Origin of the sequence: Sphingomonas sp. CFBP 13720, assembly GCF_014842075.1 — a bacterium.
Classification (GTDB): Bacteria; Pseudomonadota; Alphaproteobacteria; order Sphingomonadales; family Sphingomonadaceae; genus Sphingomonas.
In genome coordinates this window covers 231,511-257,430 of the sequence record NZ_JACYVA010000001.1, presented here as the reverse complement: position 1 = coordinate 257,430, position 25,920 = coordinate 231,511, and the positions used below count along the sequence as shown (strand labels likewise).

Sequence of the window (25,920 nt, the reverse complement as noted above, 5' to 3'; positions counted from 1 at the left end):
TGTCCTCCGTCGGAACAGACGTGGAACCAATAGGAAACGATTTGTTGCCCGTCAAGCGAGTTGCAGGATTTCCGCCGAGTCGCCCGCTTCCGCCGCCGGGGCGTTCGGCGCGCGTACGATCAGACAGTCCGACCGGGCGAGCGTGCGCAGCATCGAACTGTCCTGGATCGCGGCGGTCGACACCGTTGCGCCGGTGAGGGTGGCGCGCAGATAGTCCTGTCGCGCGCCATTGGCGGGCAAAGGATGGGCGAGCGTCGCGGCGATCGTGCGGGGCAGGGCATCCGCCGCACCGGCCATGCGCGCGACCAGCGGCCGCACAAACAGCAGCGCGGTGATATAGGCCGACACCGGATTGCCGGGCAGGCCCAGCACGGCGGCATCGCCCAGTCGCCCCGCCAGCATCGGCTTGCCCGGTCGCAGCGCGATCCGCCAGAAATCGAGCGTCCCCCCCGCTTCGGCGAGTGCCGGACGGATCAGGTCGTGATCGCCGACCGAGGCACCGCCGGTCGTCACCAGCAGGTCGCAATCGACGCGTCTAAACGCATCGACCAGCACGTCCATCCGGTCGGGCAAGATGCCGAGATCAATGCGGTCGACCGGCAGGTCGGCAAGCAGTCCCGCCAGCATCAGGCAATTGGTTTCGGGTAACTGGTCGTCGCCGATCGGGTGGCCCGCCGGAACCAGTTCGTCACCGGTCGCGGCGATCGCGACACGGACCCGGCGACCGACCGGCAGACTCCCATGTCCGCCGATCGCCGCCACCGCCGCACGAGCCGGCGTAATCCGGTCGCCCGCCGCGATCAGCACGTCGCCAGTGCGGAAATCCAGTCCTGCGCGCCGCACGTTGCCGCCCCGCACCGGGCCTTCGCCCGCCAGCATCAACTTATCGCCGTCGCGTGCCGCTTCTTCCTGCACCAGCACGCAATCCGCCCCGTCGGGCATCGCCGCGCCGGTAAAGATCCGGGTCGCTACGCCACCGGCGAGCCGACCGTGGAATGACCGACCTGCGGCGGATTCGCCGACGACGCGGAACGGCCCCGGCAGGTCGTCGAAACGGATCGCATAGCCGTCCATCGCCGACAGCGGGCGGGCGGGCTGGGTCCGCTGCGCGACGATATCCTTCGTTGCCCATCGCCCGATCGCGTCGACGATCGGCACCGGCTCACTTCGCGCCGGACGGCCAAGTGCGAGCACGCGGTCCTGCGCGTCAGCGACGGGCAGCAAATTCACGACCGAACCCAGTCGCCGGACTTGCCGCCGCGCTTCTCCAGCAAGCACACGCCCTCGATCACCATCGCCTTGTCGATGGCCTTCGCCATGTCATAGACCGTAAGGAGCGTAACCGAAGTCGCTGTCAACGCTTCCATTTCTACGCCCGTCTGCCCGGCGGTGGCGGCGGTTGCGGTGGCGCGGATCGCGTCGTCCTCGAACGCGAAGTCGATCGAGACCTTCGTCAGCGGCAATGGATGGCACAGCGGGATCAGATCGCTGGTCCGCTTCGCCGCCATGATCCCGGCGACCCGGGCCACCGCCAGCACGTCGCCCTTCTTGACCAGCCCGTCACGGATCGCGGCCAGCGCTTCGCCCGACAGTCTGATACGTCCCGTCGCCACCGCCTGTCGCGCCGTCACGGCCTTGCCGCCGACATCGACCATATGCGCGCTGCCGCCGGCGTCGAGATGGGTGAGGCTCATCCGATCATCGCCCGCGTCGCGGCCTCCACATCGGCATGTCGCATCAACGCCTCGCCGATCAGGAAACAGCGCACCCCGTGCGCCGCCATCGCATCAAGATCCTCACGCGTGGCGAGGCCGCTTTCCGCAACGAAGGTACAGTCGGCCGGCGCATGGCCGACCAGTTCATAGGTCCGTTCGAAACTGACCGAGAAGTCCTTGAGATTGCGGTTGTTTACGCCGATCAGCCTCGACCGCAGCGTGAGCGCGCGGTCCAGTTCGGCCCGGTCGTGGACCTCGACGAGCACGTCCATGCCGCGCTCGATCGCAGCAGCCTCGATCTCCGCCATCTGGGTATCGGACAGCGCGGCGACGATGATGAGGATCGCGTCGGCGCCCAGCGACCGCGCCTCGGCGACCTGCCACGGGTCGACATTGAAATCCTTCCGCAGGACCGGCAGGTCGCAGGCGGCGCGCGCGGCGACCAGATATTCGTCGGCACCTTGAAAATATTTGATATCGGTCAGGACCGACAGGCAGGCCGCACCGCCCGCTGCATAGGCGCGGGCATGCGCCGGTGGATCGAAGTCAGCGCGGATCAGCCCCTTGGACGGGCTGGCTTTCTTGATTTCGGCGATCAGGGCGTGGCCGGGCGTCGCATCCAGCGCCGCGCGAAATCCGCGAGGGGGCGTGCGTTCCTGCGCACGGGCGTCCAGATCGGCGATCGTCGCGCGGGCGCTGCGTTCGGCAACCTCGGCGCGCTTGGTGGCGAGGATCGTGTCGAGCATCGTCATGAATAGGCGATCCATTGGCCGAGCAGGCGATTTGCTGCCCCGGAATCAAGCGCTTGCGCTGCGATCTGCACACCATCGCGCAGGTCGGCAGCGGCGTCGGCGATCAGCAGCGCCGCCGATGCGTTGAGCAACACCGCATCGCGATAGGCGCCGGTCTCACCCTGTAGCAGTTGGCGCAAAGCCAAGGCGTTGTGCGCCGCGTCGCCGCCCCTGATCGCGGCGATCGGGTGGCGCGGCAACCCGGCATCTTCGGGAGCGATGCGATGCGACAGCGTCATGCCGACCGGAACCACGACGGTCGGACCCGCACCCGAAATCTCGTCCAGCCCCTCTTCACCCGACACGATCAACGCGGTTTCCGTGCCGAGCAGCGTCATCGCCTCGGCATAGACCGGTGCGTAGTCGGGGCGGGCGATGCCGATGAGCTGGCGGGTCACGCGCGCGGGGTTGGCGAGCGGTCCCATCAGGTTGAAGATCGTCCGCCGCCCGATGCGCTGGCGGATCGGCGTGATGCGGCGCATCGCCGGGTGATGATTGCCCGCGAAGAGAAAGGCGATGCCGATGTCGCGCAGCGTCGCTTCCGCCATCGCCCCGGCGCGTGCCATGTCGAGGCCGAGCGCCTCCAGCGTGTCGGCCGCGCCGGCCTTGCTCGACGCCGCCCGGTTGCCGTGCTTCGCGACCGGGACACCCGCCGCCGCGACCACGAGGCTGACGGCGGTCGAGACGTTGAGGGTGTGATGCCCGTCGCCGCCGGTGCCGCACACATCGACCGCGCCATCAGGAGCGGCGATCGGGATCATCCGGGCGCGCAGGGCACGCGCTGCCTCCGCGATCTCGATGCTGGTTTCACCGCGTTCGCCCAGTGCGATCAGGAAGGCGGCGATGGTAGCGTCGGCGACCGTACCGTCGAGGATTGCGGCAAATGCTTCGGCAGCGCTTTGATGCGATAGCGGGGTCGCAGGATCGGGCAGGAGGGTGGTGACGGTCATGCCGGTACGGTTGCCGGGATGCCGGCAGCGGTCAGGAAATTGGCAAGCATCGCATGGCCATGTTCGGTGGCGATGCTTTCGGGATGAAACTGCACGCCGTGGATTGGCAGTTCACGATGACGGAAGCCCATCACGCTGGCGTCGGCCGCCGTCGCGTTGATGACCAGACAGTCGGGCACGTCGGTCACGATCAGCGAATGATAGCGCGTGGCGGTGAACGGGGCGGGCAGCCCGGCGAACAGCCCGGTGCCGTCGTGATCGACCGGACAGGTCTTGCCGTGCATCAACCCGCCGCGCACGACCTTTCCGCCGAAATGCTGGCCGATCGCCTGATGGCCGAGGCAGACGCCCAGCAGCGGGCGTGCCGTTTCCGCGCACGCGGCGACGAGATCGAGCGAGATGCCGGCCTCGGTCGGGGTGCACGGACCGGGCGAGATCAGGAAACCGTCGGCCCCGCTGGCCAGCGCGTCGGCGGCGCTGAGCGCGTCGTTGCGCTCGACCTTCACCTCAACGCCCAGTTCCATCAGATAATGGACGAGGTTCCAGGTGAAGCTGTCGTAATTGTCGATGACGAGGATCATGGGTCCGCCATAGCGCGGTATGTCCGTCGTGCAACGTCCCGAAATGATCGTGCGTTCAGCGACGGCTCATCTGTTGCGGGTGTTAGGTGGCGCCGAGGAGAATGGCGATGACGGGTCGGATATGGGCAGGACTGGCGCTGGCGATCGCGTCGCCCGCAATGGCGCAGGACGCCCCGGCCGATCCGCCGCGCAAGGTGCGCAACGCCACCGTCTATGGCGAGGAAGCCTGTCCCAAGCCCGCCGACAATGACGAGATCGTGGTGTGTGCGCGATTGGGCGAGAACGAGCGGTATCGCATTCCCAAACGATTCCGCGATCCGCCGTCGCAAGCGACCGTCGCGTCGAGCTGGGCAGCACGCGCCGAAACCGCGATGGACGCGGCGCGGGTCGGCACGCCGAACAGCTGTTCGCCGGTCGGTACCGGGGGGCAGACGGGCTGTACGCAGGCAATGCTGCGGCAGTGGTTCGCCGAAAAGCGTCAGGCGCAGGCCGCCGCCGCCCGTATTCCGTGACGCGGTAGCCCGGCGCGCGTTCGCCCTACTGGTCGCCCGGCAGGCCCGTGCGTCGGCAACGTTCCGAACAATAGACGACGTTGTCCCAGTCGCGCTCCCATTTCTTGCGCCACGCGAACGGCCGCTGGCACACCGGGCACGTCTTGGTCGGCAGGTCGCGCTTCGCGACGCCGCGCGGCATCAGCTCGGTTGCGAATCGAGGAAGTCGGCGACGTCGGTCAGATCGACCGACCGGTCGAGAAAGGTCTGCCCGATACCGCGCGCCAGCAGGAACGGCAGCGTGCCGCCCTCCCGCTTCTTGTCGTGCAACATATGCCCGACCAGCGTCGCGCCCGATGCACGGCATCCCGATGCCGCCAGCCCGTCGGGCAAGCCCGCCGCGCGCAGATGCGCCGCGACCCGCGCGGCATCGTCGGGCGGACACAGACCCCGACGCACCGAATAGGCGAACGCCAGCGCCATGCCGGCCGCGACCCCTTCGCCGTGCAGCAGCGTGCCGTCATAGCCCGCCTCCGCCTCCAGCGCGTGGCCGAAGGTGTGGCCGAGGTTCAGCAGCGCGCGACGGCCCTTGGTCTCATATTCGTCCTCGCCGACGATCCGCGCCTTGGCCGATACCGAACGGGCGATCGCGTGCGTCCGCGCGTCGGGGTCACCGGCCAGCAGCCGTTCGCCATGCGCTTCGCACCATTCGAAGAAGTCGGGATCGTCGATCAGCCCGTATTTGACCACTTCGGCATAGCCTGCGCGGACTTCTCGCACGGGCAGGGTGTCGAGTGTCTGCGGATCGATCAGCACCAATGCCGGCTGATGAAATGCGCCGACCAGATTCTTGCCCGCACGCGCGTTGATGCCGGTCTTGCCGCCGACCGACGAATCGACCTGCGCCAGCAGGGTCGTCGGCACCTGAACGAAGCCGCAGCCGCGTTTCAGGATCGCGGCGGCGAAGCCGACCAGATCGCCGATCACCCCGCCGCCCAGCGCGACGATATGGTCGCCACGCTCGATCCCCAGCGCGAGCAGCGAATCGAGCAGCCGTTCCAGCGTCGCCCAGCTTTTCGACCCTTCGCCGGCCGCGATCGACACCGCCTCGCTCGCGACGCCCGCTGCCGTCAGCGACGTACGCAGCGTCGTCAGGTGCGCGCCGACTCCGGCATCGGCGACGATCACCATCCGCCGGCCGTGCGCGATCGGGGAGAGAAGCTCGCCGGCACGCGACAGCACACCGTCCTCGATCACGATGTCGTAGCTGCGCGCACCCAGCGCGACGGGGATGACGGTCATTGGCCGATGGCTTTCAGAATGGCGGAAACGGTGGCGTCGTGCGGCGCCTGTTGGCTGACGACGCGGATCGGGGCGAGCGCGTAGACCGGATTGCGGACGCGGGCGAGGTCGCGCAGCACCGCGCGCGGGTCCTTGCCGCGCAGCAGCGGGCGGGTATCGCGGCGGCGCACCCGTTCGGCCAGCACGTCCGGCGAGGCGTCGAGCCAGATCGCCAGCGCCTGTTCGAGGATCAGCGCGCGGGTTTCGTCCTGGATGAACGCACCGCCGCCGGTGGCGATGACCTTTGGCGATCCGTCGATCAGCCGCGCGATCACGCGCCGTTCGCCGTCGCGGAAATGCGCCTCGCCGAACCGTTCGAAGATTTCGGCGATGGTCATCCCCGCCGCGCTTTCGATCTCGTTGTCGGCGTCGACGAAATCGAGTTTCATCCGCTGCGCGAGACGACGGCCCACGGTGGATTTGCCGACGCCCATCAATCCGACGAGGACGATCGGCTTGCCGGCCCATGGGGGCGGACGGTCGGGAAAAGGGAGGTGGGTTTGCAGCATGGAGGCGGGGGCTATACAGCCGCCTCGGCCATCGGGCAAAAGGCACGTCGCCATCGCCATCCGCTTTATGTTTTCGGGACGATCAGATCCATGTCGCGTTCGCTAGTCATCCTCATCGTCGTCCTCGTCCTGCTGATCGCAGGCTTGTTCCTGCTCGCCGGACGTTCGACCGAACAGCAGCCGGTCCAGATCGAAAAGGCGGTCGCGCTTGAAAACCTCGCGAACTGACCGGTTGCGGATCGGCGCGGCGGCCGTCGCGCTGGCACTGGGCGTACCGGCGATCGGGCAGGACAGCCCCGAGTCGCTGTTGCCGCCGGGGTTCGGCGATCCGGTAGCACCCGCGCCGACCCCGACGCCGCGCGCCACCGCGTCCGCCGCGCCGGGGTTCGCGCCCGCCGTGCCGATCGTCCAGCCATTGCCGGGCGAAGCAGGGCCGAACCCGACGCCGACCCCGACTCCGTCGGCCTCGATCGTGCCGGTCGATGCGGCGGCGTTGCGCGCCTATGAACTGCCCGATTTCGCGCGCCGTTCGGTCGGGCAGGTCGGTATCGCGGGCGCGGACGGTGCAGGGTTCGGGCCGGATGCGTTCGGTGCCGCGTCCGGGCCGTATCTGCAGCGGTTGATGCGGCGGCTGGACGCGCCCGTCGCCTCGCGCTGGCTGTCGATCGCACTGCGCCGCGCGCTGGTGTCCGAAGTGACGACGCCCGCCGGGGTCGACGGCGCGGACTTCGCCGCCGAACGCGCCTGGCTGCTGGTCCGCATGGGCGAGGCCGACGCGGCGCGTGCCGTGGTGCAGGCGGTCGATATCGACAATTATACGCCCAAGCTGTTCCAGATCGCGATGCAGGCGTTGCTGGCCACCGGGGATGCCGGCGGCATGTGCCCGCTGGTCGAACCGGCGCTGAAAATATCGAACGAACGTGGCTGGCGACTGGCCAACGCGATGTGCCTCGGCCTGTCGGGCGAGGCGCGGGCGGCGGGGCGCATCGTCGATCAGGCGCGGCGTCAGGCACCGGGCGGCGGGGCGATCGACGTCGCGCTGGCCGAAAAGATCGTCGGCACCGGCGCGCAGGGTCGCCGTGCGGTCACCATCGAATGGGACGGCGTCGACCGGTTGAGCGCGTGGCGCTATGGCCTCGCCGCCGCCGGCAACGTTGTCGTGCCGCCCGCGCTGTACGATACGGTCGGGCCGCAGGTGCGCTTCTGGCACGCCACTGCGCCGCAAGTGGCGCCGGGTGCGCGGCTGGGCGATGCCGATCTGGCCGCCGCGCAGGGCGTGCTGTCGAGCGAGGCGCTGGTCGACCTGTACGCGCAACTGCTGACCGACGAGGATGCGACCAGCGCGCAGACCGCGCTGGCGAGCGATATCCGCACCGCCTTTACCGCGTCCGCCGCCGATCGGCTGGCGATGTTGCGGCAATTGTGGGAACCGGCGGGGAATACCGCGCTCGGCCATGCGCGCCGTGTGCTGACGGCGCGCGCCGCCGCGTCGATCGCGCCGGTTGCCGATCATCAGGCGGATGCCGACCGACTGATCGCGTCGATGCTGACCGCCGGGCTGGACCTGCCCGCGATGCGCTGGCGCGGCGTGGTGCCGGCCGGTAGTGACGGATGGGCGATGCTGGCACTGGCCGCGCCGCGCGGCCGGACGATCGCGGCAGGCGCGATATCGGACTATGCCGATGCCGACGCGCGCAAGGGGCAGTTGCTGTTCGCCGGCCTTGCCGGACTCGGGCGGATCGCATCGGGTGAGGTGCGCGGGCTGGCCAGCGATCTGAACGTCGCGGTCGGTGCGCGCAACGCATGGACCGACGCGATCGACGTGGCGGGCGTGAACGGCGAATCGGCGACGGTGCTGCTGCTGGCGGCGGTCGGCATGCAGACCCGCGACTGGCGCGGCGTATCGCCGGTCGCGCTGTTCCACATCGTCGCAGCCTTGCGCGCGGCCGGGCGCGAGGGAGAGGCGCGGATGATCGCCGCAGAGGCGATCGCGCGGACGTGACCGGCGATGCCGCGCTGATCGACCGCTTTCTGGAAATGATGGCGGCGGAGGCTGGGGCGGCGCGCAACACGCTGTCGGCATATGAAACCGACCTGCGGCTGGCGTCGGATGCGTCGGGCGGGCGGCTGGCACAGGCGGATGCCGCCGCGATCGGACGGGTGTCCGACGGGTGGAGTGCGCTGGCCCCGGCGACGGTCGCGCGCAAGGCGGCGGCGCTGCGGCGGTTCTTCGCGTTCCTGTTGGACGAGGGATTTCGCGCCGACGATCCCGGCATCGCGCTGCCCCGGCCGGGCACCACGCGCGGGCTGCCGCGCACGCTGTCGACCGGCGATGTCGATGCGATGTTCGCCGCGATCACCGCCCGGGTCGCGCGCGATCCCCCCGACCGCAACGACCTTCGCCTCTCCGCGCTATTCGAACTCCTCTATGGATCGGGGCTGCGCGCGACCGAACTCGTGTCGTTGCCGCGCGGGGCGGTCGCGTCCGATCGCCCATACATGATCCTGAAGGGGAAGGGCGGGCGCGAACGTATGGTGCCGCTGTCCGATCGCGCGCGTGCCGCCGTCGCCGCGTGGCGCGATCACGTACCGGCTGACAGCCCGTGGCTGTTTCCGTCGGGCAAGGCGCATCTGACCCGTGTCCGCCTGTACCAGATCGTTCGTGCGCTGGCAGCGGAGGCCGGCATACCGCCCGACCGGATTAGCCCGCACGTGCTGCGCCATGCGTTCGCCACGCACCTTCTGGAGGGAGGCGCCGACCTGCGCGCGTTGCAGGCGATGCTTGGTCATGCCGATATCGCGACGACCGAGATATATACCCATGTCGATCGCGCGCGGCTGGTGCGGCTGGTCAACGAACGCCACCCGCTGATTGACGCGGCACCGGTGCGGCCATAGGGCGCACGGGCTATGGCCACTTTCCTCGATTTCGAAAAACCGATCGCTGAGTTGCAGTCGCGTATCGACGAACTGCGCGAAACCGCCGCCGACGGCGCGCTGGATATCGCCACCGAGATCGGCCGGCTCCAGACCAAGTCGGACCGGCTGCTGCGCGAAACCTATAGCCGGTTGACGCCGTGGCAGAAGACGCAGGTCGCCCGGCATCCCGAACGGCCGCATTTCAAACATTATGTCGCGCAACTGGTCGACGATTTCATGCCGCTGGGCGGGGACCGGGCCTTTGCCGACGATTCGGCGATCATCGGCGGACTCGGCCGGTTCCGCGGGCGCAAGGTCATGGTGATCGGCCATGAAAAGGGCGACGACACCGCGACGCGGCTCAAGCATAATTTCGGCATGGGCAAGCCCGAGGGCTATCGCAAGGCGATCCGTCTGATGCACCTTGCCGACCGGTTCGGGTTGCCCGTGGTCACGCTGGTCGACACATCGGGCGCGTTTCCCGGCATCCAGGCGGAGGAACGCGGACAGGCGGAGGCGATCGCGCGATCGACCGAGGCGGCGCTGAATCTCGGCGTACCGATGGTGTCGGCGATCCTTGGCGAAGGCGGATCGGGCGGCGCGATCGCGCTGGCGGCGGGCAATGCCGTGCTGATGATGGAACACGCGGTCTATTCGGTCATCTCGCCCGAAGGATGCGCATCGATCCTGTGGCGGACCGCCGACAAGGCACCCGACGCGGCCGAAGCGATGCGCGTAACCGCGCAGGACCTGAAGGCGCTGGGCGTCATCGATGCGATTGTCACCGAACCGCTGGGCGCGGCGCATCGCGATCGGGTGACGGCGATCGATGCGCTGGGCGATGCGATCGACCGCGAACTGACCGCTCTGGAGCATCAGCCGGCGGCGGCGTTGCGGCAGTCGCGGCGTCAGAAATTCCTTGCGATGGGCCGGATCCAGTAACGAAAACGGGCGGCGGAACCATCGTCCCGCCGCCCGCGATGTTCGTCGAACCCGAAGGCTCTTAGTTCTTCATGCCCGTCGTCACGCTGCCGAAGGTCGTCGAGAGCTGGTTGCCCAGACCCTTCATGGCGGCGATGGCGGCAACGGCGATCAGCGCGGCGATCAGGCCGTATTCGATGGCGGTCGCGCCCTTGCTGTTCTTAACGAAATTGCGGATCTTCTGCATTGCGGTCTCCGTGCTTCTGCGTGCTTCAATCTTCCCGGCCATTCGGGCGTTCTTCCGTCCGGCATTTCCGCAATAGCGACGACACGGTTGAAAAAGAGTTTAAGTCGCGGAACTATTTCAGAAACCGGATTTTATCGCTGCGAACTGCTGGTGATGACCTTTGTCGCCACATCGTTCCACATACTGGTGGTCCCCTTCGCCAGCAGCGAGATGGCACCAAGGACCGCGATCACGATCAGCGCGAGGATCAGCCCATATTCGATCGCCGTGCCGCCGCGCTGGTCGCGCCACAGGGCATTGGCCCGGTTCAGGAACGCTCGCATATCGACCCGGAATCCTTCATCGTTCAGGCGGCGGGATTAGCCGGCGAAGGGTTAAGGAAATGTCGATCGCACTGTTGATGGTGAGCGCGGCCGCAATGATCGACGGCGATGGCCGGGTGCTGGTCCAGCAGCGGCCGCCGGGAACGTCGATGGCGGGGTTGTGGGAGTTTCCGGGCGGCAAGCTGGAACCCGGAGAGTCGCCCGAGGAAGCGTTGATCCGCGAGTTGCACGAGGAACTGGGGATCAGGGTCGATCACCACTGTCTTGCCCCCGCAGCCTTCGCCAGCGAACCGCTGCGCGACCGGCATCTGGTGTTGTTGCTGTACGTCCTGCGCAAATGGCACGGCATCCCCGCGCCGCTGGAAGCGACGGCGTTGCGCTGGGTGCGGCCGGTCGAACTGCACCGCATCGACATGCCGCCAGCGGACCGTCCGCTGATCGCGCTGCTCGAAGCGCTGGTTTAGCGTTCAGCGTTCCCCGCCGGGTGGCCGAAGCGCATCGGCGAGCGAGGTCGTCGCGCTGCCGCGTCGCGCTGGCTGCGGCTGGGTCGGGGCCGGTGCCCAACCGGTCAGATAGATCACTTCGAACACTTCCTTCGTCCGTCCGTCGGGATCGGCGCGATCGGCGAATGCGGTAGCGGCGGCGGCGAAGCGCGTCCGGTCCAACGGCGGCGCGTCGAGCAAGCCGGTTGCGCCCATGCCGCGCAGATCGTCGACCAGCCGTCCGATATGGCCGTACCGCACGCTCAACGTTTCCGAATCGGCGACAGGCAACGCGAAGCCTGCACGAACGAGCAGGTCGCCCGCCGAACGAAGATCGACCTGCGGGTGAACGCGTGCCGCCGGACGGTCGGATTCGGCGTCGAACAGCGACCGCTTGAGCGTGCCCAGCGTCGCCCCCCCGGTGAACGCGCCGAGGAACAGTCCATCGGGCCGAAGCGCACGCCGGATCAGCGACAGCGCGCCGGGCAGGTCGTTGACCGAATCGAGCACGCCCACCGATATGACGAGGTCGAACGCACCGTCGGCGAAGGGCAGCCGGTCTTCGTCGCCCTGCACGCCGCCCGCCGCATGCGCGAACGCAAAGCCCGGATCGAATCGTGCCACCCGGCATCCGGGCGGCGCGGCGAACGTGGCGTCGTGGCACCCGAGGTCGAGCATGTCGGTGAACGAACGGGTCACGGCGTGCAGCCGTTCGCCGACGCCTTCGCCCATGAACCGGTGCAGGAAGTCCGCATCGGCGAAGTTGCGCGACGCGCGGTCGCGATGCAGCCGGCGACGGCGACGGGAAAAGAGATCGGGGACGCTCACGCCGTGCCTTGTGCCGCGCGGGTGGCACCGCGACAAGGGGTGGGCATGCGCGCCACCATCGTCCTCGCCCGGATCGTCGCCCTTGCCCTGCCGCCGCGTTGTCCGGCGTGTGGGGACGTGGTGGAGGCCGATCACCGGTTCTGCGCCGGATGCTGGTCCGCGCTGCGGTTCCTCGGCGATCCGGCGTGCGCCGGTTGCGGACTGCCGTTCGCGTTCGACCGGGGCGAAGGCGTGCGGTGCGCACCATGTCTGGCGCGCGCGCCGGTGCACGACGGGGTTCGCGCTGCCGTCGCCTATGGCCCGGTGGCGCGCGATGTCGCGCTGAAACTGAAATATGGCGGGCGGCTGGCGCTGGCGACGACGATGGGGCGGCTGATGGCCCGCCACGTGCCGGCGGATGCGACCCGGATCGTGCCGGTTCCGCTGCATCCCCGGCGGCTGTGGACGCGCGGCTACAACCAGGCAGGACTGATCGCGGCGGCGGTGGCGGAGCGTGCATGCGTGCCGCTCGACCGCGACCTGTTGCGCCGGACGCGTGCCACGCCGCCGCTGCGCGAAATGGGATCGCGCGCGCGGGCCAAGGTCGTGGCCGGTGCGTTCGCGGTCGCCGATCCCGCGCGCGTCGTGGGGCAATCGATCGTGCTGGTCGACGACGTCTATACCAGCGGGGCGACGACCGACGCCTGCGCGAAGATTCTGTCGAAGGCCGGGGCGGAGCGGGTCCGGGTGCTGTGCTGGGCGCGCGTGATCCATGGCGACGATTGACAAGCCGGCATCGTGGCCACACTTCATCGTCATGGCTTCCATCACGATCTATACCAAAGCGTTCTGCCCTTACTGCACCCGCGCCAAGCGGCTGCTCGACGAAAAGGGCGCAGCGTATGAAGAAATCGACATCACCATGGGCGGTCCGAAACGGCAGGAGATGCTGGGTCGCGCCAATGGCCGGACGACGGTGCCGCAGGTGTTTATCGGCGATACCCATGTCGGCGGATCGGACGATCTGACCGCGCTCGACCGGGCGGGCAAGCTGGACGCGCTGCTGACATCGTGAAACTCGCCCTGCTCCAGATGACCGCCGGCATCGATCCCAATGCCAACGCGGCCACGCTGGTCGAGGCCGTGGAACGGGCGGCGGCGGGTGGCGCGACGATGCTGTTCACGCCCGAAATGTCGGGGCTGGTCGATCGCGACCGGACGCGCGCCGCCGGTGCGATCGTGGCCGAGGAGGAGGACCGCGTGCTGGCGGCGGTCCGTGCCGCCGCGCGGGATGCTGGCATCTGGGTCCATATCGGGTCGCTCGCCGTGCGCCGCGACGACGGCCGCTTCGCCAATCGCGGCTATGTGATCGACGCGACCGGCCGGGTCCGCGCCGCCTATGACAAGCTGCACCTGTTCGACGTGACGCTGCCGACCGGCGAGACGTGGCGCGAATCCGCCAGCTATGCGCCGGGCGATGCGGCGCGGGTCGTGACGACGCCTGCCGGTTCGCTGGGGCTGTCGATCTGCTACGATCTGCGTTTTTCGGACCTGTATCGCGCGCTGGGCGATGCGGGTGCGACGATATTGGCGGTGCCGGCGGCGTTCACCGTGCCGACGGGGCAGGCGCACTGGCATGTCCTGCTGCGTGCGCGGGCGATCGAGACGGGGGCGTTCGTGGTGGCGGCGGCGCAGACCGGCACGCATGCCGACGGGCGTACGACATGGGGCCATTCGCTGGTGGTCGATCCATGGGGTGCCGTGCTGCTCGACATGGGCGAGAACGCGGGACTGGGCTTCGTCGACATCGATCCCGACGCGGTCGTCGCGGCTCGCGCGCGGATACAGGTGCGGGCGCATCGGCGTTCGGTGCCGCCGGTCGAGGTGATCGCGTGATCGTATTCGACCTGCGTTGCGGACAGGGCCATGTGTTCGAAGCATGGTTCGGGTCCAGCGCAGCGTATGATTCGCAGCGCGATGCGGGGCTGGTCCGCTGTCCGGTATGCGACGATGCATCGATCGCGAAGGCGGTGATGGCGCCGAATATCGGGGCCAAGGGCAACCGTGGGGCGACACCGCCCGCACCGCCTGCGCCGGAAGCGGTCAAGCATGCGCTGGCCGCACTGGCGGCGGCGCAGGCAAAGATATTGAAGGGCAGCGAGTGGGTAGGCCGCGACTTCGCCGATCGTGCGCGCGCGATGCACGACGGCGCGACCGATCCCGCGCCGATCCACGGACAGGCGACGCGGGACGAGGCGAAGGCGCTGATCGAGGACGGCATCACGATCGCGCCGCTGCCGCTGCCGATCGTCCCGCCCGAACAGGCGAACTGACCGTCCGCCGCCGTTGCACCGGACGATGCGGGGCGATACAGCGTCGACGTGGCCTCGTAGCTCAGCTGGACAGAGCGCCGCTTTCCTAAAGCGGGCGTCGGGGGTTCGAGTCCCTCCGAGGCCACCATCTCCCAGCGGAAACGGCGCATTTGCGCGGTTGTTAGCAAGGTTAGACAAACCTCGGCAGGGCGGGTTAGGCAAACCAACCAGCCCCGTGGTCGACATACCGAACCTGCCCGGCCGTCGAAACGATGCCGATGCTACGCCGATATCGCTCGAACGTGCCGCAGACCACCGTTGTGAGGAACGGTTCGACGTGCCGACAACAGTTTACCGGCCGGCGTAACGCGGCTGCGTTTATAGGGTAACCGGACCAGATTGAACCACCGTCATCGCCCTGCGGGCGACTGCTACGTGGCGGGGTACTTTTTCCATGATCCTGCGTGGTTTGTCGGTCACGATGCCTCGGCGCCGCTCCCTCCTCAAGCCTCGTACGACGGCAAAATCGCGTCCGCGCCGCTGATCCAGCCTGATCCCGGCACGCTTTAGCTGCCACACTCCCAACGTCCGTCGCGATACACGCGCTCGCCGCCATCGGCGGTGCGCATATCCAGCGTCGCTGCCCATGCCTGCGACGATCCACGCACCGCGACCGGATCATCGCTCGCGCGGCGGATGGTGAAAGACACGCCGTTGCCGGCCACGATCCCGCCGACCGCGATGGCATCACGTCCCGGCGTGGCGGCCGCGAGCGAATAGCGACGACGGTTCAAACTGGCGAGGCCGTCGCCTTCGTCGCGCACCACCAGCAGCATCGGGCCACCTGGCGCGGCGCGGAAGGCGCAACCTGATCCCAGCAGATCGCGATCCTGCAGATCGGCGCGGTCGATCGGGTCGAGTGGCGGTGCGACGTGCGGCGGCGTTTCGGGCGGAAGGCCGGACGGCGCGCGCGCCGCGACCACGGGCAGTGGGGACGGTTCGACTCCACCGATCGATCCTGCCGGAACCGCGCCGCTGTCCGCCGTGGCGTTCGTAGCGACGGGCGGTTCGGCGGAACATGCCGCCAGCGACGCCGTAGCGGCAAGGATCACAAACCATTTCATCGACGGCGTAACGACCGGTATGTCGCCGTCGTTCCGTTAGCCCCGACCGATCAGCGCCAGCACTTCCTTGCGGCTGCGTTCGTCGTCGCGGAACACGCCCATCATCCGGCTGGTCGTCATCGTCACGCCCGGCGTGCGGACGCCGCGCGCAGTCATGCATGCATGGGTCGCCTCGATCACGACCGCGACGCCGCGCGGGGCCAGTCCGTTCCAGATGCAGTCGGCGACCTCGGCGGTCAGGCGTTCCTGTACCTGCAACCGGCGGGCATAGCCGTGCAGCACGCGCGCCAGCTTCGATATGCCAACGACATGGTTGCGGGGAAGATAGGCGATGTGCGCCTTGCCGATGATCGGCGCCATGTGATGTTCGCAATGCGACTGGAACGGGATATCGCGCAGCAGTACGATCTCGTCATAGCCGCCGACTTCCTCGAACACGCGCGCCAGATGATGCGAGGGGTCGTCGGCATAGCCCTGCGTATATTCGCGCCATGCCCGCGCAACCCGTCGGGGGGTATCGACCAGCCCTTCGCGGTCGGGATCGTCACCGGCCCAGCGGATCAGCGTACGCACTGCTTCCGCCACATGATCGGGCACCGGAATCTTCGAAGGCTCGTCGACCAGATCGCCGTCCGCATCGCACATGATGAACTAAATCCATTCCCGAACTTCAGTCTGCGGTCGTGGACCTGCCCGATAACCTCTATCAGGCTGACTGTGGCTTCCATACCCGTTCGCCGAAAGAAAGGACGAACGGTCCGGTATCACCCGTTGACGACCGATAGATGCTTCTGCACCAAATGCCAACTATCGGCCGGCAAAGACCGGCGTCCTCAGGAGGGGATGCGTATGAGTAAGCTCGAATGGCTGGCGTCGGCCGCCTGCATCGCCATGGCCGCGCCCGTTGCGGCGCAGACCGTATCGCCGGCCGCGCCGCCCACCACGTCCGAACCGGAATGGGAAAGCGAGATCATCGTCACCGCGACGCGCCGCGCCGAACCGGTACAGGACGTGCCGATCGCGGTGACGGCGGTGAACGCGCAGTTGCTCGACAATGCCGGCGTGACCGATATCCGTGGTCTCGAACAGCTTGCGCCGTCGCTTCAGACCACCACCGGGCAGTCGTCCGCGACCGGCACGTCGCTGTCGATCCGCGGGGTCGGCACGGCGGGCGACAATCCGGGGTTCGAACCGGCGGTCGGCGTGTTCATCGACGGGGTGTTCCGCGCCCGCGCGGGTATCGCCGTCGCCGAACTGCCCGAGATCGAGCGGGTCGAGGTGTTGCGTGGGCCGCAGGGGACGCTGTTCGGGCGCAATACGTCGGCGGGTGCGCTGTCGATCTTTACCGCGCGACCGCAATTCAACCTTGGCGGCTATGTCGAGGGCGAGATCGGCAATTACAACGCGCGTGAGATCAAGGGGGCACTGACCGGCCCGGTATCGCGGACGCTCGCGCTGCGCGTCGATGGCGGCTATCGCCAGCGCGACGGCTATATCGCAGACGCGAATTCGGACCGGTCGTTCAATGATATCGACCGTTGGTATTTGCGCGGACAGGCGCTGTACGAAACGACCGGGGTCAATTTCCGGCTGATCGGCGATTATTACGAGACCGACGAACAATGTTGCGGCGTGGTCAGCGGGACGCGCGGCACGACCGCGCCCGCCATTCAGGCGATCGCGGCGGGGCAGGGGCGCACCGGCATCTATACCGGTCCGCCGTCCGACCGGCGGATGGGTGCGACGCCCGGCCGCGATTATGGCGAGGCGGTGCGCGACTGGGGCGTATCGGGCGAACTGAACGTCGATATCGGTGAGATGCGGCTGACGTCGATCAGCGCGTATCGCGACTGGCGCGTGCTGCGTAATCAGGACATCGATTATTCGGGAATCGATCGCGCCTATCGCGACGGTTATCGATCGACGGTGCGCGATATTACGCAGGAAGTGCGGTTGCAGGGCCAGTTGTTCGACGGAAAGCTCGATTTCCTGATCGGCGGATTCTATCTGAACGAGCAGTTGAAACTGCGCGACACCGTGCGGCTGGGCGTCGATGCCAACCGCTATGTCGATACGCTGTTGGGCGGGGCGCTGGCCGCGCCACCATCGGCGGGAGGCATCGGGCGGCAGGCGCAGTTCTTCGGCAGCTTCACCGTGCCGACCTTCACCCAACTCGTGACCGCGCTGCGGGGCGGCCCCGCGCTGCCGGCGGGTACGGTGCCGCTGTTCGGGCAACTTCTGTATGCGCAAAGTGCAGCGTTGCAGGGGGCGGCCCCGCCGGGATCGGCGTTGTTCACCTATCTTAACACGCCGCTGACCCCCAACCAGCCGGGGCAGGGCAACAACAACGACGATTTCGCGGTCGACACCAATGCCTTCGCGCTGTTCACGCACAATATCGTCAACTTAACCGACCAATTGTCGCTGACACTGGGCGCACGGTACAACTACGAACGCAAGGAACTGAACGCCACGGTCAACAGCAACCCGGCGGCATGCGATTTCTTCCTGAACAATGATCCGCGCGCCGTGACGTATCGCAACGCCATCCGCGCCGCCAGCCCGGCATTGTTCCAGAATCTTGCGCTGCTCAGTTGCAACCCGGCGATCTCCAGCGAGTTCAACGGAAACTACACGCACGACCGTTCGGAAAGCCGGCTTACCGGCACTGCCAAGCTGGCATACAAGTTCAATCGCGATATCCTGGGCTATGCCAGTTACGATCGCGGGTTCAAATCAGGCGGCTACAATCTGGATCAGGCCAGCTTCGATACGACCGTCCTTGGCGGCGACGGTGCGCAGGCGACCGATCTGGAGTTCGGTGCGGAAACCGTCGACAGCTACGAGCTGGGGCTGAAGACCAGCATCACGCGGCAATTCTCGTTCAACGCCGCGATCTTCTACCAGAAGTTCCGGGGGCTTCAGTCGCTGATCTTCGCGGGCAACAGCTTCGTGGTGCAGAACGTGCCGAAGGCGACCGGCCGGGGCATCGAGCTGGAATCGATCATTCAACCGATCCGGGCGTTCAGCGTGCGGTTGGGCTATACGCTGCTCGACGCGTCCTATGACGACAGCAACGACTTCGCCGGCACGCCGTTGCAGAACCAGCAGGGCAAGCAGTTCCTGAACCAGCCGCGCAACGTCGTCACCGTAGCCGCGACATGGACCCCGGCGCTGACCAGCCGCATCAACGGACTGGTCCATGTCGATCTACGCTATAACAGCGACGTGGCGATCGTGCGCGACGGGACGGGAACCCCGGTCGTCGGCAACGACGGATATCCGTTGCTGAACGGTCGGATCGGCGTCCAGACCGAAGACCGGCGCATATCGGCGGAGTTGTTCGTCGAGAACATCACCAATCAATATTATAATATTTCCGGTTTTGCGATTCCCGAACAGACCGGAACCTATGGAGTCTATCCGGCGATGCCGCGTTTCTATGGGTTGCGCGGCCGGTTCGGCTTTTGATCGCCCGTGATGCGACGAGTGGCCGTATTCACCGGCTCGTTTCGGTAACGTATTGCAATTCTTCCGCGACAAAGGCACCGGGACGCGGCATAAAGCCCAGCTTGCCGCGCCCGGACGGTCGCGGTCCATAAGGGGGATCAGGAGGAATATATGGCTAAAGAACCCACGACGACCGGCGCAGCCCGGGGTGGTATCGCCAAGCCGGTGCAGCCGTCGCCCGATCTGGCGAAGATCACCGGGTCCGATCCGCTGCCGCGCAGCGAAGTCGTGAGCAAGATGTGGGAATACATCAAGAAGCACGACCTTCAGAACCCGAAGGACAAGCGCGAGATCCTCGCCGACGAAACGCTCGAAAAGCTGTTCGGCAAGAAGTCGGCGACGATGTTCGAGATGAACAAGCTGCTCAGCGCCCATATGAAGTGACGCGTACCGCCCGCGATGCATCGCGGGCTGGTTGCGACCCGACGCCGTCCGGACCCGTTCCGGGCGGCGTCGTTCGTTCGTCCGGCATGGATCGGTACGGCGCCGCGCTCGACACCGCCACCTGTGGTGATATCCCGGTGCGATGAACCCGAACCTGACGGCCGATCGCCCGACCTTCGTCACCCGCCTCGAATGTTCGCTGACCGGCGAACGGTATGACGCCGACACGCTGCACGGCCTGTCGCGCGCCGGACGACCGCTGCTGGTCCGCTACGACCTTGCGGCGGCGGGGGCGGCGGTGTCGCGCGACACGATCGAGGCGCGGCCGACCGATCTGTGGCGCTGGCGCGAACTGTTACCGGTTCGGGACACCGCCGACATCGTCAGCCTCGGCGAGATCGAGACGCCGTTGATCGAGCTGACGGCGGAGCCGGGACGCCCGATCGTCAAGGACGAGGGGCGGCTGCCCACCGGATCGTTCAAGGCGCGCGGGCTGGTGATGGCCGTCGCGATGGCCAAGGCGCTGGGCGTGACGCGCATCGCCATGCCGACCAACGGCAATGCCGGCGCGGCGCTGGCGGCCTATGCCGCGCGCGCCGGCATCCGTACGACGATCTTCTGTCCGGCGGATACACCCGAAATCAACGTGCGCGAGATCGCGATGCAGGGCGGCGATGTGTGGCGGATCGATGGGCTGATCGACGATTGCGGTGCGATCGTCGGCGAAGGCGCGCGGCAGGGGCTGTGGTTCGACTTTTCCACGCTCAAGGAACCGTACCGGATCGAGGGCAAGAAGACGATGGGCCTGGAACTGGCCGCGCAGCTCGGCTGGGAATTGCCCGATGCGATCTTCTACCCGACCGGTGGCGGCACCGGGCTGATCGGCATGTGGAAGGCGTTCGCCGAACTCGAGGCGCTCGGCTGGATCGGGTCGAAGCGACCGCGCATGTTCGCGGTGCAGGCGGCCGGCTGCGCGCCGATCGTCAAGGCGTTCGACGATGGGGTCGAGCATGCCGAACGCTGGGAAAACTCACACACGATCGCCGCCGGCATCCGTGTGCCGCGCGCGGTCGGCGATTTCCTGATCCTGCGTGCGGTGCGCGAGAGCGGCGGGCGCGCAATGGCGGTCGGCGACGATGCGATCCTGCGCGCGGTCGAGGATACCGCGCGTGCCGACGGGCTGCTGCTATGCCCCGAAGGTGGCGCGACTTTGGCCGCCTATCGCGATGCGCTGGCGACCGGGCTGGTCGATGCGGGGGAGCAGGTGGTGTTGTTCAACTGCGCGACGGGGTTGAAATACCCGATGCCGGCGGCGGAACAGTTCCTGTCGAAGGACGCACCGATCGACTTCGGGCGTTTCTGAAACGTCGCCCCGGCGCGGGCCGGGGTCTTTTCCGGTCGGGTGTACCGATTTTCCGCAGGGCGATCCCGGCCTTCGCCGGGATGACGTACCGGGACAGTCCGGCGGATCGAACGCCGACCCGCCCGTCGCCCTACCGCCCCGCCGCGTTCGCGGCGCTAAGGGCGGCGCGCACCGTGGCGGTCGCGACGTCACCGTCGATCCCGACCCCGAACACGCGTCGGCCGTCGGGCAGGGTGCATTCCAGATACGCCGCCGCCTGCGCATCCGACCCGTGGCCGATCGCATGTTCGGAATAATCGACCACGTCGAGGTCGATCCCGCCCTCCTCACGCAGCGCGGCGAGCAGGCCGGACAGCAGCCCGTTGCCCTTGCCCGAAATCGAGCGTTCCTCGCCGTCGAGCCGTACCTGTCCGACGAAGGTACGCGGCGGTCCGCCCCCCGGCGCATGCGTCTCGGCATAGTCGATCAGCGCATACCGGTCGCTCCCGCGCGGCAGATACGCACCAGAGAATGCCGCCCAGATATCGGCGGCGTTGAGTTCGCGACCCAGTTCGTCAGCCATCGCCTGAACGTGGCGGCTCAGATCGGCCTGAAGCCGCTTGGGCAGTTTCAGGCCCTTGTCCTGTTCCAGAACCCACGCCACGCCGCCCTTGCCCGACTGCGAATTGACGCGGATCACCGCTTCGTAGCTGCGGCCCAGGTCAGCGGGATCAATCGGCAGATAGGGGACTTCCCACAGCCCGTCGTTGCGCAGCGCCTGCGCGGCCATGCCCTTCTTGATCGCGTCCTGATGACTGCCCGAAAAGGCGGTGAACACCAGATCGCCGGCATAGGGCGTGCGCGGATGGACCGGCAGGCTGGTGCAGTAATTGACCGTGTTCACCACCGCGTCGATGTCCGACAGGTCGAGCATCGGATCGACGCCCTGCGTGTACAGGTTCAGCGCCACCGTCACCAGATCGCAGTTGCCCGTCCGCTCGCCATTGCCCAGCAGGCAACCCTCGACCCGGTCCGCGCCCGCCATCAGCCCCAGTTCCGCCGCGGCGACGCCGGTCCCGCGATCATTGTGGGTGTGCAGCGATATGACCACGCTGTCGCGGTTGGGCACGTTGCGACAGAACCATTCGATCTGGTCGGCATAGATATTCGGTGTCGCTGCCTCGACCGTCGCGGGAAGGTTCAGGATCAGCGGCCGGTCCGGCGTCGGGCGCAGCACGTCCATCACCGCCGCACAGACTTCTACCGAGAAATCTAGTTCGGCAGTGGAGAAGGTTTCGGGGCTGTATTCGAACCGCCAGTCGGTATCGGGTCGTTTGCCTGCCTCGTCGCGCAGCACCTTGGCACCCGCGACGGCGATCGCCTTGACCTCGGCCCGGTCCATCCCGAACACGATCCGGCGCCATGCCGGGCTGACCGCGTTATAGACGTGGACGATCGCCTGTTTCGCGCCGTTAAGGCTTTCGAAGCTGCGTTCGATCAGGTCACGGCGCGACTGGGTCAGCACCTGTACCCATACATCGTCGGGGACGCGGCCCTCACGCACCAGCCCCGCGATAAAGTCGAATTCGGTCGCACCGGCCGACGGGAAACCGACCTCGATCTCCTTCAGCCCAACCTTGACCAGCAGTTCGAAGAGACGCGTCTTTTTCTCTGCGCCCATCGGGTCGATCAGCGCCTGGTTGCCGTCGCGCAGATCGGTCGACAGCCAGCGCGGGGCGGTGGTGATCGTCCGCGACGGCCATTGACGGTCGGGCAGGTCGATCGTGGGAAACGGGCGGTATTTGGTCGAAGGATCGCGCAGCATTTGGTGTCTGACCTGTTCATGGCGCGTCACGCGCCGGTATCTGCCGGAAAGGTTCGATACTCCCTCAGGGAAGGCGCACGGTGGTGCGATCCTGCCCTAAGGGCGGATAAGTCGTAGCGACCGGGCGGACAGGCGAGCCATGGCCGCGTGTCTGGGCAAAAGCGGACCGAAAGTCCAGTCCCGATGCCGACGTCACGGGTTGGTAAGGATTTCCGGTTCAAGGACAGTGACTTGAAGCGAAATGTACCGGGGTGTCATGCTACAGTTGATCTACGTAAGTACCGCACGAAGCGGCGTTGCGATCGATCTCAAGGATATTCTGGCAAGATCGCGGCGCAATAATATGCGCGACGGCATTACCGGCCTGCTTCATGCGAAGGGCCGGCGGTTCCTGCAGGCGCTGGAAGGCGAACCGGCGACGGTCGAGGCGGCCTATACCCGGATCGCCGCCGATCCCCGCCATTTCGCGCTGGTCGTGCTGTCGCGCCGGGTGGTTGAGGCGCGCGAATTCGGCGACTGGGCGATGGCGCATGACGATGGCAAGGGGGCGATCGTCGAGCAGGTTGCCGCGCTGGTCCAGAACGCCGCGCCGAGCGTGCGCGGCACGTTCGAAGGATTTGCGGGGATGCGCGCGGCCTGAACCGCGCGCATCGCTGCCTTACGCTGCGACGAACGCAGCGTTGATGGTCAGATCGACCTTGTCCGACACGACTGGTACGGCCATGCCGAGACCGAATGCGCTGCGCTGGATGCTGCCAGTCGCAACGAAGCCGACATTCTTCTTCTTGTTCATCGGGTTCTCACCCGCGCCGACGAAGCGGACGGTCAATTGCACCGGCTTGGTCTGCCCCTTGATCGTCAGATCGCCGGTCATCATCCAGTGATCGCCCATCGGCTGGATCCGGGTCGATACGAACTTCGCGGTCGGATGGGTGGCGACGTCAAAGAAGTCCTTCGACTTCAGGTGGTTCGCGAATTGCGGGCTGGTAACGGTCAGCGATTCGGCGACGTTGAAGTCGATCGACACCTTGCTGGCGGCGACATTCTTCGGGTCGATCGTGGCAGTGCCGCCGGTCGCGCCGAACAGGCCGTCGAGCATCGAAACGCCCATATGGTTCACCTGCCACGCGACCTGCGTGTGCGCGGTGTCGACGGTGTAGGCGCCGGCGGTGACGCGGGCCTTGTCGGGCGCGCCCGGCATCTGGGCTACGGTGGGGGCGGCGACCGCGAACAGGGCAGCGGCGAGGATCAGGGGCGTGCGCATGGAAACTTCTCCGAAAAAGGCAGAAACGATTGCCGCCTTGTCCGCGACCCGCGTTTCGCGGTCAAATACCGGATGCGAAACGATCGGTTTCGGTTTCGGTGCCGGATCGGCACGAATTGGACGGAATGGGGCGGACGCGCGGGATCGCTGAACGGTGCAATCTGCCGTTCCCCGGCCCGTCATCTCCGGGCGGGTCCTGGACGAGGGCGGGGCGGGCCGCTCTTTCGAACGTATCGCGCCCGCTGGCCCGTCGGTCGCGGCGAAGCCGCGCCCCGAGGGGCCGGCTTCGCCGCGCCGGCCGGTCGAAGAATTTGACGGCGTAGCGGCTATGCCGCTGCGCCGATCAATTCTTCGACTGGTCGACCAGCTTGTTCGCGCCGATCCATGGCATCATCGCGCGCAGTTCGGCACCGGTCTTTTCGATCGGATGCGCCGCCGCCTGCTTGCGCGCCGCCTTCAACTCGGGCTGGCCGGCGCGGTTGTCGAGCACGAAGTTCTTCACGAAGCGACCCGACTGGATGTCGGCAAGCACGCGCTTCATTTCCGCCTTCGTCTCGTCGGTGATGATGCGCGGGCCGGTGACGATGTCGCCATATTCGGCAGTGTTGCTGATCGAATAGCGCATGTTGGCGATACCGCCCTCATACAGCAGGTCGACGATCAGCTTGGTTTCGTGAAGGCATTCGAAATACGCCATTTCGGGCGCATAGCCCGCCTCGACCAGCGTTTCGAACCCGGCCTGGATCAGGTGGGTCACCCCGCCGCACAGCACGGCCTGTTCACCGAACAGATCGGTTTCGCATTCCTCGCGGAAGTTGGTTTCGATGATGCCCGACCGGCCGCCGCCGACGCCGCTGGCATAGGCCAGTGCGATGTCGTGCGCGTTGCCGCTGGCGTCCTGATGGATCGCGACGAGGCACGGCACGCCGCCGCCCTTCACATATTCGCTGCGCACGGTGTGGCCCGGACCCTTGGGCGCGATCATGATGACGTCGACATCGCTGCGCGGCTCGATCAGCCCGAAATGCACGTTCAACCCGTGCGCGAACGCCAGCGCCGCGCCGGGCTTCAGATTCGCGTGGATATCGTCGGCATAGATCGCCGCCTGATGCTCGTCGGGGGCGAGGATCATGAGAATGTCGGCCCATGCGGCCGCTTCGGCATTCGGCAGGACCTTGAAGCCCGCGCCCTCGGCCTTTGCCGCGCTGCCCGAACCGGGGCGCAGTGCGATCGCGACGTTCTTAACGCCCGAATCGCGCAGGTTCTGCGCATGGGCATGACCCTGCGACCCGTAACCGAGGATGGCGATCTTCTTGTCGGAGATCAGGTTCAGATCGGCGTCGCGATCGTAATAGACACGCATGTTAGGTTCCTTTCGATATGGAAACGTCACCCCACCGAAGGCCGGGGTCTCGTGCCACGAGCGCGCGCCTGCGGCGGGAGACCCCAGCTTTCGCTGGGGTGACGAACAGGGAGAAGATTCAGGCGGCCTCTCGTCCGCGCGCGATGGCGGCGATGCCGGTGCGGGCCACTTCGACCAGCCCGACTTCGCGCATCAATTCGGTGAACTTGTCGATCTTTTCGATCGATCCCGTCACCTCGAACACGAAACTCGACACGGTCGCATCGACCACGCGTGCACGATAGACTTCGGCAAGGCGCAGCGCCTCGATCCGGTGTTCGCCGCTGCCGACGATTTTGACCAGCGCCAGCTCGCGTTCGACATGCGCGCCCTGCACGGTCAGGTCGATGACCTTGTGCACCGGCACCAGCCGGTCGAGCTGCGCGATGATCTGTTCCATCACCGGCGGCGACGCGCTGGTGACGATGGTGATGCGACTGACCGCCTTGTCGGCGGTGATCTCCGACACGGTCAGGCTTTCGATGTTGTAGCCGCGCCCGGAAAACAGCCCGGCGATCCGCGCGAGGATGCCCGGTTCGTTGTCGACGAGGACGGCCAGCGTGTGCCGTTCCGCAAGTTCCTGACGTATGTGCATTTCAAACTCCCCCCTCCCTGTCAGGGAGGGGTCGGGGGTGGGTAGTGTCCTGGGGCGTACGGAGGGCGGGGCGCTGGCTGCGCCG

At 67.1% G+C, this 25,920-nt stretch carries 31 protein-coding genes and 1 tRNA gene; 15 read left to right on the top strand and 17 right to left on the bottom strand.

The genetic code is table 11. The annotated features are described in order from the left end of the window. Positions 1–51: 51 nt before the first annotated feature. The 5 genes from IFT55_RS01245 to IFT55_RS01225 are packed head-to-tail and all read right to left on the bottom strand — an operon-like array spanning position 52 to position 4,037. The gene (locus tag IFT55_RS01245; protein WP_192088578.1) at positions 52–1,230 is read right to left on the bottom strand and encodes a molybdopterin-binding protein; all 1,179 of its coding nucleotides are present in this window, start codon (positions 1,228–1,230) and stop codon (positions 52–54) included. Then, on the bottom strand, positions 1,227–1,694 hold the full coding sequence (gene moaC, locus IFT55_RS01240; protein WP_192088577.1) for a cyclic pyranopterin monophosphate synthase MoaC: 468 nt from the start codon (positions 1,692–1,694) through the stop codon (positions 1,227–1,229). The genes IFT55_RS01245 and moaC overlap by 4 nt, the downstream gene beginning before the upstream one ends. After that, positions 1,691–2,467 carry an indole-3-glycerol phosphate synthase TrpC gene (trpC, locus tag IFT55_RS01235; RefSeq protein ID WP_192088576.1) on the bottom strand — a complete coding sequence of 259 codons (777 nt, stop codon included), beginning with the start codon at positions 2,465–2,467 and terminating at the stop codon, positions 1,691–1,693. The genes moaC and trpC overlap by 4 nt, the downstream gene beginning before the upstream one ends. Then, positions 2,464–3,456 (bottom strand): anthranilate phosphoribosyltransferase, encoded by a 993-nt coding sequence (gene trpD / locus IFT55_RS01230; RefSeq protein WP_192088575.1) that lies wholly within the window; start codon positions 3,454–3,456, stop codon positions 2,464–2,466. Before trpD ends, trpC begins: the two co-directional genes overlap by 4 nt. Then, a complete protein-coding gene (locus tag IFT55_RS01225) occupies positions 3,453–4,037 on the bottom strand; it encodes an anthranilate synthase component II (RefSeq protein WP_192088574.1) in 585 nt (194 codons plus the stop codon). Before IFT55_RS01225 ends, trpD begins: the two co-directional genes overlap by 4 nt. Positions 4,038–4,144: 107 nt before the next feature. Between IFT55_RS01225 and IFT55_RS01220 the strand changes: the two genes are divergently transcribed. After that, the gene (locus IFT55_RS01220; protein ID WP_192088573.1) at positions 4,145–4,549 is read left to right on the top strand and encodes a hypothetical protein; all 405 of its coding nucleotides are present in this window, start codon (positions 4,145–4,147) and stop codon (positions 4,547–4,549) included. A 25-nt stretch (positions 4,550–4,574) separates the two neighbouring features. Here the strand turns inward: IFT55_RS01220 and IFT55_RS01215 are convergent, their stop codons facing one another. The 3 genes from IFT55_RS01215 to IFT55_RS01205 are packed head-to-tail and all read right to left on the bottom strand — an operon-like array spanning position 4,575 to position 6,378. Continuing rightward, on the bottom strand, positions 4,575–4,730 hold the full coding sequence (locus IFT55_RS01215) for a DUF2256 domain-containing protein (RefSeq protein ID WP_192088572.1): 156 nt from the start codon (positions 4,728–4,730) through the stop codon (positions 4,575–4,577). Then, complete coding sequence (gene aroB, locus IFT55_RS01210; protein ID WP_192088571.1) at positions 4,730–5,830, bottom strand: 3-dehydroquinate synthase; 1,101 nt, start codon at positions 5,828–5,830, stop codon at positions 4,730–4,732. The genes IFT55_RS01215 and aroB overlap by 1 nt, the downstream gene beginning before the upstream one ends. After that, positions 5,827–6,378, bottom strand: a complete 552-nt coding sequence (locus tag IFT55_RS01205; protein ID WP_192088570.1) for a shikimate kinase — start codon at positions 6,376–6,378, stop codon at positions 5,827–5,829. The genes aroB and IFT55_RS01205 overlap by 4 nt, the downstream gene beginning before the upstream one ends. A gap of 90 nt (positions 6,379–6,468) precedes the next feature. On the opposite strand from IFT55_RS01205, the gene IFT55_RS01200 reads away from it, so the two are divergent. The 4 genes from IFT55_RS01200 to IFT55_RS01185 are packed head-to-tail and all read left to right on the top strand — an operon-like array spanning position 6,469 to position 10,239. Next, the gene (locus tag IFT55_RS01200; protein WP_192088569.1) at positions 6,469–6,606 is read left to right on the top strand and encodes a hypothetical protein; all 138 of its coding nucleotides are present in this window, start codon (positions 6,469–6,471) and stop codon (positions 6,604–6,606) included. Further along, positions 6,587–8,380 (top strand): hypothetical protein, encoded by a 1,794-nt coding sequence (locus IFT55_RS01195; RefSeq protein ID WP_192088568.1) that lies wholly within the window; start codon positions 6,587–6,589, stop codon positions 8,378–8,380. Before IFT55_RS01200 ends, IFT55_RS01195 begins: the two co-directional genes overlap by 20 nt. Then, positions 8,377–9,276, top strand: coding sequence for a tyrosine-type recombinase/integrase (locus IFT55_RS01190; protein ID WP_192088567.1), 900 nt, complete (start codon positions 8,377–8,379; stop codon positions 9,274–9,276). Before IFT55_RS01195 ends, IFT55_RS01190 begins: the two co-directional genes overlap by 4 nt. A 12-nt stretch (positions 9,277–9,288) precedes the next feature. Beyond that, entirely contained in the window at positions 9,289–10,239 is a 951-nt protein-coding gene (locus tag IFT55_RS01185; RefSeq protein ID WP_192088566.1) for an acetyl-CoA carboxylase carboxyltransferase subunit alpha, read from the top strand. Between the two features lie 61 nt (positions 10,240–10,300). Here IFT55_RS01185 and IFT55_RS01180 read toward each other — a convergent pair whose 3' ends face one another. Together IFT55_RS01180 and IFT55_RS01175 are read right to left on the bottom strand one after the other, a co-directional pair. Then, on the bottom strand, positions 10,301–10,465 hold the full coding sequence (locus IFT55_RS01180) for a Flp family type IVb pilin (RefSeq protein WP_192089618.1): 165 nt from the start codon (positions 10,463–10,465) through the stop codon (positions 10,301–10,303). Between the two features lie 131 nt (positions 10,466–10,596). Next, positions 10,597–10,788, bottom strand: a complete 192-nt coding sequence (locus tag IFT55_RS01175; protein WP_192088565.1) for a Flp family type IVb pilin — start codon at positions 10,786–10,788, stop codon at positions 10,597–10,599. A gap of 59 nt (positions 10,789–10,847) precedes the next feature. Between IFT55_RS01175 and IFT55_RS01170 the strand changes: the two genes are divergently transcribed. After that, complete coding sequence (locus IFT55_RS01170; protein ID WP_192088564.1) at positions 10,848–11,252, top strand: (deoxy)nucleoside triphosphate pyrophosphohydrolase; 405 nt, start codon at positions 10,848–10,850, stop codon at positions 11,250–11,252. Positions 11,253–11,255: 3 nt separating this feature from the next. Here IFT55_RS01170 and IFT55_RS01165 read toward each other — a convergent pair whose 3' ends face one another. Continuing rightward, positions 11,256–12,098 (bottom strand): methyltransferase domain-containing protein, encoded by an 843-nt coding sequence (locus IFT55_RS01165; RefSeq protein ID WP_192088563.1) that lies wholly within the window; start codon positions 12,096–12,098, stop codon positions 11,256–11,258. A 45-nt stretch (positions 12,099–12,143) separates the two neighbouring features. Here IFT55_RS01165 and IFT55_RS01160 point away from each other — a divergent pair, with 45 nt between their 5' ends. The 5 genes from IFT55_RS01160 to IFT55_RS01140 all read left to right on the top strand — a co-directional run bounded on the left by IFT55_RS01160 (position 12,144) and on the right by IFT55_RS01140 (position 14,537). After that, positions 12,144–12,863, top strand: a complete 720-nt coding sequence (locus IFT55_RS01160) for a ComF family protein (protein WP_192088562.1) — start codon at positions 12,144–12,146, stop codon at positions 12,861–12,863. Positions 12,864–12,894: 31 nt separating this feature from the next. Next, the gene (grxC, locus tag IFT55_RS01155; protein ID WP_192089616.1) at positions 12,895–13,152 is read left to right on the top strand and encodes a glutaredoxin 3; all 258 of its coding nucleotides are present in this window, start codon (positions 12,895–12,897) and stop codon (positions 13,150–13,152) included. Next, positions 13,149–13,973 carry a carbon-nitrogen hydrolase family protein gene (locus tag IFT55_RS01150; protein WP_192088561.1) on the top strand — a complete coding sequence of 275 codons (825 nt, stop codon included), beginning with the start codon at positions 13,149–13,151 and terminating at the stop codon, positions 13,971–13,973. The genes grxC and IFT55_RS01150 overlap by 4 nt, the downstream gene beginning before the upstream one ends. Further along, the gene (locus IFT55_RS01145; RefSeq protein ID WP_192088560.1) at positions 13,970–14,410 is read left to right on the top strand and encodes a DUF1178 family protein; all 441 of its coding nucleotides are present in this window, start codon (positions 13,970–13,972) and stop codon (positions 14,408–14,410) included. The genes IFT55_RS01150 and IFT55_RS01145 overlap by 4 nt, the downstream gene beginning before the upstream one ends. A 50-nt stretch (positions 14,411–14,460) precedes the next feature. Continuing rightward, positions 14,461–14,537 (top strand) — tRNA-Arg (locus tag IFT55_RS01140). Positions 14,538–14,955: 418 nt separating this feature from the next. On the opposite strand, the gene IFT55_RS01135 is transcribed toward IFT55_RS01140, so the two are convergent. Together IFT55_RS01135 and folE are read right to left on the bottom strand one after the other, a co-directional pair. Then, positions 14,956–15,513 (bottom strand): hypothetical protein, encoded by a 558-nt coding sequence (locus IFT55_RS01135; RefSeq protein WP_192088559.1) that lies wholly within the window; start codon positions 15,511–15,513, stop codon positions 14,956–14,958. Between the two features lie 36 nt (positions 15,514–15,549). Continuing rightward, the gene (folE, locus tag IFT55_RS01130; RefSeq protein ID WP_192088558.1) at positions 15,550–16,158 is read right to left on the bottom strand and encodes a GTP cyclohydrolase I FolE; all 609 of its coding nucleotides are present in this window, start codon (positions 16,156–16,158) and stop codon (positions 15,550–15,552) included. A 204-nt stretch (positions 16,159–16,362) separates the two neighbouring features. Between folE and IFT55_RS01125 the strand changes: the two genes are divergently transcribed. The 3 genes from IFT55_RS01125 to IFT55_RS01115 all read left to right on the top strand — a co-directional run bounded on the left by IFT55_RS01125 (position 16,363) and on the right by IFT55_RS01115 (position 20,770). Further along, the gene (locus IFT55_RS01125) at positions 16,363–18,984 is read left to right on the top strand and encodes a TonB-dependent receptor (RefSeq protein ID WP_249403514.1); all 2,622 of its coding nucleotides are present in this window, start codon (positions 16,363–16,365) and stop codon (positions 18,982–18,984) included. Between the two features lie 150 nt (positions 18,985–19,134). Next, entirely contained in the window at positions 19,135–19,407 is a 273-nt protein-coding gene (locus tag IFT55_RS01120; RefSeq protein ID WP_192088556.1) for an SWIB/MDM2 domain-containing protein, read from the top strand. A gap of 142 nt (positions 19,408–19,549) precedes the next feature. Next, on the top strand, positions 19,550–20,770 hold the full coding sequence (locus tag IFT55_RS01115; RefSeq protein ID WP_192088555.1) for a threonine synthase: 1,221 nt from the start codon (positions 19,550–19,552) through the stop codon (positions 20,768–20,770). Between the two features lie 130 nt (positions 20,771–20,900). Here the strand turns inward: IFT55_RS01115 and leuA are convergent, their stop codons facing one another. Then, the gene (gene leuA, locus IFT55_RS01110) at positions 20,901–22,574 is read right to left on the bottom strand and encodes a 2-isopropylmalate synthase (RefSeq protein WP_192088554.1); all 1,674 of its coding nucleotides are present in this window, start codon (positions 22,572–22,574) and stop codon (positions 20,901–20,903) included. A gap of 256 nt (positions 22,575–22,830) precedes the next feature. Here leuA and IFT55_RS01105 point away from each other — a divergent pair, with 256 nt between their 5' ends. Next, on the top strand, positions 22,831–23,214 hold the full coding sequence (locus tag IFT55_RS01105) for a BLUF domain-containing protein (protein WP_192088553.1): 384 nt from the start codon (positions 22,831–22,833) through the stop codon (positions 23,212–23,214). A gap of 18 nt (positions 23,215–23,232) precedes the next feature. Here IFT55_RS01105 and IFT55_RS01100 read toward each other — a convergent pair whose 3' ends face one another. The 3 genes from IFT55_RS01100 to ilvN form a co-directional block, all read right to left on the bottom strand. Next, positions 23,233–23,838, bottom strand: coding sequence for a YceI family protein (locus IFT55_RS01100; protein WP_192088552.1), 606 nt, complete (start codon positions 23,836–23,838; stop codon positions 23,233–23,235). Positions 23,839–24,181: 343 nt separating this feature from the next. Beyond that, positions 24,182–25,201 carry a ketol-acid reductoisomerase gene (gene ilvC, locus IFT55_RS01095; protein ID WP_192088551.1) on the bottom strand — a complete coding sequence of 340 codons (1,020 nt, stop codon included), beginning with the start codon at positions 25,199–25,201 and terminating at the stop codon, positions 24,182–24,184. A 118-nt stretch (positions 25,202–25,319) separates the two neighbouring features. Beyond that, positions 25,320–25,835 carry an acetolactate synthase small subunit gene (gene ilvN, locus IFT55_RS01090; RefSeq protein ID WP_192088550.1) on the bottom strand — a complete coding sequence of 172 codons (516 nt, stop codon included), beginning with the start codon at positions 25,833–25,835 and terminating at the stop codon, positions 25,320–25,322. Between the last annotated feature and the right edge of the window lie 85 nt (positions 25,836–25,920).

Bases quoted from the DNA above. Each gene is read 5' to 3' on its own strand.
- moaC (WP_192088577.1), bottom strand. From the start codon at position 1,694: ATGAGCCTCACCCATCTCGACGCCGGCGGCAGCGCGCATATGGTCGAT.
- trpC (WP_192088576.1), bottom strand. From the start codon at position 2,467: ATGACGATGCTCGACACGATCCTCGCCACCAAGCGCGCCGAGGTTGCC.
- trpD (WP_192088575.1), bottom strand. From the start codon at position 3,456: ATGACCGTCACCACCCTCCTGCCCGATCCTGCGACCCCGCTATCGCAT.
- IFT55_RS01225 (WP_192088574.1), bottom strand. From the start codon at position 4,037: ATGATCCTCGTCATCGACAATTACGACAGCTTCACCTGGAACCTCGTC.
- IFT55_RS01220 (WP_192088573.1), top strand. From the start codon at position 4,145: ATGACGGGTCGGATATGGGCAGGACTGGCGCTGGCGATCGCGTCGCCC.
- IFT55_RS01215 (WP_192088572.1), bottom strand. From the start codon at position 4,730: ATGCCGCGCGGCGTCGCGAAGCGCGACCTGCCGACCAAGACGTGCCCG.
- aroB (WP_192088571.1), bottom strand. From the start codon at position 5,830: ATGACCGTCATCCCCGTCGCGCTGGGTGCGCGCAGCTACGACATCGTG.
- IFT55_RS01205 (WP_192088570.1), bottom strand. From the start codon at position 6,378: ATGCTGCAAACCCACCTCCCTTTTCCCGACCGTCCGCCCCCATGGGCC.
- IFT55_RS01200 (WP_192088569.1), top strand. From the start codon at position 6,469: ATGTCGCGTTCGCTAGTCATCCTCATCGTCGTCCTCGTCCTGCTGATC.
- IFT55_RS01185 (WP_192088566.1), top strand. From the start codon at position 9,289: ATGGCCACTTTCCTCGATTTCGAAAAACCGATCGCTGAGTTGCAGTCG.
- IFT55_RS01180 (WP_192089618.1), bottom strand. From the start codon at position 10,465: ATGCAGAAGATCCGCAATTTCGTTAAGAACAGCAAGGGCGCGACCGCC.
- IFT55_RS01175 (WP_192088565.1), bottom strand. From the start codon at position 10,788: ATGCGAGCGTTCCTGAACCGGGCCAATGCCCTGTGGCGCGACCAGCGC.
- IFT55_RS01170 (WP_192088564.1), top strand. From the start codon at position 10,848: ATGTCGATCGCACTGTTGATGGTGAGCGCGGCCGCAATGATCGACGGC.
- IFT55_RS01160 (WP_192088562.1), top strand. From the start codon at position 12,144: ATGCGCGCCACCATCGTCCTCGCCCGGATCGTCGCCCTTGCCCTGCCG.
- grxC (WP_192089616.1), top strand. From the start codon at position 12,895: ATGGCTTCCATCACGATCTATACCAAAGCGTTCTGCCCTTACTGCACC.
- IFT55_RS01135 (WP_192088559.1), bottom strand. From the start codon at position 15,513: ATGAAATGGTTTGTGATCCTTGCCGCTACGGCGTCGCTGGCGGCATGT.
- folE (WP_192088558.1), bottom strand. From the start codon at position 16,158: ATGTGCGATGCGGACGGCGATCTGGTCGACGAGCCTTCGAAGATTCCG.
- IFT55_RS01125 (WP_249403514.1), top strand. From the start codon at position 16,363: ATGAGTAAGCTCGAATGGCTGGCGTCGGCCGCCTGCATCGCCATGGCC.
- IFT55_RS01120 (WP_192088556.1), top strand. From the start codon at position 19,135: ATGGCTAAAGAACCCACGACGACCGGCGCAGCCCGGGGTGGTATCGCC.
- IFT55_RS01115 (WP_192088555.1), top strand. From the start codon at position 19,550: ATGAACCCGAACCTGACGGCCGATCGCCCGACCTTCGTCACCCGCCTC.
- leuA (WP_192088554.1), bottom strand. From the start codon at position 22,574: ATGCTGCGCGATCCTTCGACCAAATACCGCCCGTTTCCCACGATCGAC.
- IFT55_RS01105 (WP_192088553.1), top strand. From the start codon at position 22,831: ATGCTACAGTTGATCTACGTAAGTACCGCACGAAGCGGCGTTGCGATC.
- IFT55_RS01100 (WP_192088552.1), bottom strand. From the start codon at position 23,838: ATGCGCACGCCCCTGATCCTCGCCGCTGCCCTGTTCGCGGTCGCCGCC.
- ilvC (WP_192088551.1), bottom strand. From the start codon at position 25,201: ATGCGTGTCTATTACGATCGCGACGCCGATCTGAACCTGATCTCCGAC.
- ilvN (WP_192088550.1), bottom strand. From the start codon at position 25,835: ATGCACATACGTCAGGAACTTGCGGAACGGCACACGCTGGCCGTCCTC.